A 3,706-nucleotide genomic window follows, 5' to 3' on the forward strand; every position below is an offset into this window, starting at 1 on the left:
AGGGACATACATCATATAGTAGCAAGACATACATCATATAGCAGCAAGACATACATCATATAGCAGCAAGACATACATCAAATTCGCGGGTATATACCCGTAAATCGTGGGAATGTTTTTTAGCTTTTTTAGTTGTTTATATGAAAAACATTCACGTGTTTTACGGGTAAGTTAATAATCAGATTTGATGTATGCCAAAGAGAGCTGTTTACGAGAAAGAGCTTATTGATAAGCAAACAGGTGAGATCATACAGACTTACACTGAATCTGTTTTACCCAAGGAGCCAGATTTTATTAAGCTGTATTTAGATGATATTGGAATGCTAAAAGGTATTCCAACTTGGACAAATTCAGTCCTTACGGAATTACTAAAGTTGATGAGCTACAAGAACCAAATTGTACTCAATTCAACTGTTAAGCATGACATAGCGTCTGACTTAAAAATTGCAATAAAAAGTGTTGATAACGCATTAGGGTTGCTAGTAAAGCAAGGCATATTGACCCGTAGAGGAACAGGAGTTTATATTGCTAGTCCACTACTGTTTGGAAAAGGAGAATGGAAGGACATTCGCAAGCTGCGATTGACAATAGAATATAACCAAGAGGGACGTAAACTGATCACGGAAGTTCAGCGCGAAGGTGATCCAGAACTAGTTTCAGAAAACGAACCTATCTTAGAAGCCATTAGCTGAAACGGAAGTCGGCTCTGGGGAGGCCCAACCGAGCAGGGATAAGCTGATCCACGTACAACCGTGCGTCGCCCCGATCTTGATAGCTCCAAGCCAGATCGGGGCTTTTTGTTACCTTTTTGATCTAATAGTTATAAAAAATGAGCTGTAGAAGATTAAAATGAAAAATAGACTCCATCATGATTCATAACGAAGTCTATTCTTGTCAGACAACTAACCACTTAGGGATTATTTAGTTGTGACGTACCGTCACAGGTTTTTTAGACATATACCACCCCAACTGTACGAATTATACTTAAAAAGTAAGTAACTTAATTTATCAAAATCTACCTGAAGTGGTACAAGCTGATATTTGGATTGAAAGACTTATTCTACTTCGTAGGAGTCACTTGGCTGAGTGGGAGGTTTTTCATATACAAGAAATCCAATACCGTCGTGAACTAACTCAGCAATACGAAAATGAGAAACCGTTCTATATTTCCACCTTCGAAAAAGCGATGTTGATTCAACGTCAGTTAGATCGAATAGTAGAATTAAGCCGAGATAGAGATAGGCGTTACAAGCTACTGAAGAAGGCTCATATGGTCGAGCTTTACAAGCTTTTTCAACTGAAGAACTCCCTTTCTTGGTATGATGAGGCTGCTTTGTATATGAAAAAACCTTGGAGCTCTGGGTGAAAGTCATTAAGCTGGCATTGGAACGGCTTGATAAACTTGAGCTGAACTGCAAGATTTAAACAAAGGAAAGATTAAGCCTGGTTGCCCCGATCTTGATAGCTCTAAGCCAGATCGGGGTGTCTTTAGATGATTAAGGTAACAAATGTAGAAAAGGGATTACCTACTTGAGTAATCCCTTTTTCGTGTCCTTCGGCCACGAGGTTTTTTTAGGCATAGCCCACCCCAACTGTACGAGGTGGGCTATGCCTAACTAGTAAAAAGAGGAAGGTTTCAGTATGATACTAGTTTAACTCATTGTACCAATTGATGTCACCCCAGTTAGCACTTGGTGTTTTACTTATATCAAACCAGTAGTGATTGAAAAAGTCCAAGCGACGCTTTAACTCGCTAAATCCGGCTGGCTTAACTAAGTACGCATTCGCGCCACGATCATACGATTTACCAATATCCTCCTTGCTTTCCGAGTTGCTCAACATCACCACGGGTATCATTTTGTAGCGGTCAACCGAGCGAAGTACGTTCAGTACCTCAAACCCGTTCGAAATAGGCATATTGATATCCAACAGAATAAGATTAGGTCTGACCGGGTCTGTTTCCAACCACTCTAGCAAAGCCGATCCACTGAAAAGCACTTTTAAATTACAGGCAGGAACACAATCCTCAAGTGCCCGTTCGACCAAGTAGATATAATCCGGATCATCATCAACTAAGACAACCTGATTGATTCGCTGACGACTCATTCTTGGATAGGATAAAGTTTAAAGTGTTGTAAGTTAGGACCCCTATAGCACAAGGAAACTTGTATGAGAGGATTAATTAATTGAATTATAATAGCTAAGGCACAAGAATCACCTAATATCGTCACGAGTAGTACTAGCAAAGGTAGTTTTTGGTAGCCCGGTTCTTTTGAAGAAGTATAACGCACTATACTTTGGTCTGCCTGACACCTCCCTTCGGTCGAGTCAGGCAGACCAAAGTGCGCGCCCTACGGGATCACTAAACAAAGGGGAAAAAAAGAATGAAAGCGGTTTGTCGAGTCGCCAAAGTGAAGGGAGCCGGGAGCATCGGTGGTAAGTCCGATCATAACTACCGGCAGGGGCACGTGCCTAACGCTGACCCCGAACGCCTGCACCTCAATCAGGAATACGTGCTTAACTACGAGAATCTAGCCAAAGCCATTCAAGCTCGCCTTGAGCACGCCGGCCTTCATCATGTTCGAAAAGATGCTGTCAAGGGCATGGAGTTCATTCTTACGGCCAGTCCGGAGGCCTTTAAGCGAGACCAGGCAGGTCAGGTAACCGGAGACTTTCGAGAGTCGGATTGGCTCAAAGCTAACCTGGCGTTTATGCAACAGCGATACGGTCCCAACCTAGTCGCCTTTACCCTACACCAAGACGAGAAGACGCCCCACATTCACGCTATTGTTGTTCCCATTACTCCCGACAAACGGCTATGCGCTAAGGAGCTGTTCACCCCGCAGACGCTGCGCCAGCTCCAAACTGACTACGCGACGGCCATGAAGCCCTTTGGGTTGGAAAGGGGAATAGAGGGGAGCCGCGCCCAGCACGTGGACATGAAGCACATTTATGGTCTGCAACAACAGGAACGGCAAACCATCGAGAAAGACTTACAGCCCGTTCAGACCATTAACGCACCCTTAACTATCGATAAGCCCGGTCCGCTGGATCTGCTGAATCTGGAACGCTGGAAACAACAGCAGGAAGCCAAAATCAATGCGGAATACAATCGCAGGCTCAACGAAGTCAAACAAGCGGCTGAGAAGGCTCTAAAAGCGGCCGTAGCCAACGCAACTGCTAAAGAACAGCAGAAAGTACTCGCCCAACGACTGACCACTTCAGAGGGCCTAAAACAGGCTAATTTCGAGAAAGCTCAGAAAACGGGGAAAGAGTTGACCATAACTACCAGCAAGATTGACCAGATCGCTGTACTACTGGATGAAAAGCGACTGAATCCGAAGTGGAGTGAGGGCCGAGCTGACCACCTCCGCAGCAAAGTGCTGCCGCAGATGGAAGCAGATATCTTGGAGTGTTTGAAAGAGCGCCTAACAGACGACAATGATTTTAATCCCCGGCTGGAGAAGAAGGGGTACAAAATCCTGAAGGATGCCAAAGGGACGTTGTACCTGACCGATCCGAAGACCGAAGTGCGGCTTAACCTAGTCACCGCTCAGATTAAAAGTGAATTTCTCAGTGAGCTCGTCCATGATGCCGTACAACGGGGCCTAAAAGAGGTCCAAGAAGAAAAACAGAAGAAGGCCCAGAAGCCAGAAGTCAAGAAGGAGCAAGGCCGGGGTTATAAGCATGGCCGCTAACCCCGTAC

General features: G+C 44.7%; 4 protein-coding genes. 3 read left to right on the forward strand and 1 reads right to left on the reverse strand.

Going from position 1 to position 3,706, the window contains the following annotated elements; genetic code table 11:
- Positions 1 to 191 precede the first annotated feature (191 nt).
- A complete protein-coding gene (locus ACYVK4_RS33540) occupies positions 192 to 692 on the forward strand; it encodes a replication/maintenance protein RepL (RefSeq protein ID WP_461131954.1) in 501 nt (166 codons plus the stop codon).
- A gap of 332 nt (positions 693 to 1,024) precedes the next feature.
- Positions 1,025 to 1,366, forward strand: coding sequence for a hypothetical protein (locus ACYVK4_RS33545; RefSeq protein WP_461131955.1), 342 nt, complete (start codon positions 1,025 to 1,027; stop codon positions 1,364 to 1,366).
- Positions 1,367 to 1,647: 281 nt separating this feature from the next.
- Here the strand turns inward: ACYVK4_RS33545 and ACYVK4_RS33550 are convergent, their stop codons facing one another.
- Positions 1,648 to 2,106, reverse strand: coding sequence for a response regulator (locus ACYVK4_RS33550; RefSeq protein WP_461131956.1), 459 nt, complete (start codon positions 2,104 to 2,106; stop codon positions 1,648 to 1,650).
- A gap of 278 nt (positions 2,107 to 2,384) precedes the next feature.
- Here ACYVK4_RS33550 and mobV point away from each other — a divergent pair, with 278 nt between their 5' ends.
- Complete coding sequence (mobV, locus tag ACYVK4_RS33555; RefSeq protein ID WP_461131957.1) at positions 2,385 to 3,698, forward strand: MobV family relaxase; 1,314 nt, start codon at positions 2,385 to 2,387, stop codon at positions 3,696 to 3,698.
- Positions 3,699 to 3,706 lie beyond the last annotated feature (8 nt).

This window comes from Spirosoma aerophilum (assembly GCF_054782495.1).

What these genes read in the sequence shown, in the direction of transcription:
- ACYVK4_RS33540 (WP_461131954.1), top strand. Translation starts at nt 192, where the DNA reads ATGCCAAAGAGAGCTGTTTACGAGAAAGAGCTTATTGATAAGCAAACA.
- ACYVK4_RS33550 (WP_461131956.1), bottom strand. Translation starts at nt 2,106, where the DNA reads ATGAGTCGTCAGCGAATCAATCAGGTTGTCTTAGTTGATGATGATCCG.
- mobV (WP_461131957.1), top strand. Translation starts at nt 2,385, where the DNA reads ATGAAAGCGGTTTGTCGAGTCGCCAAAGTGAAGGGAGCCGGGAGCATC.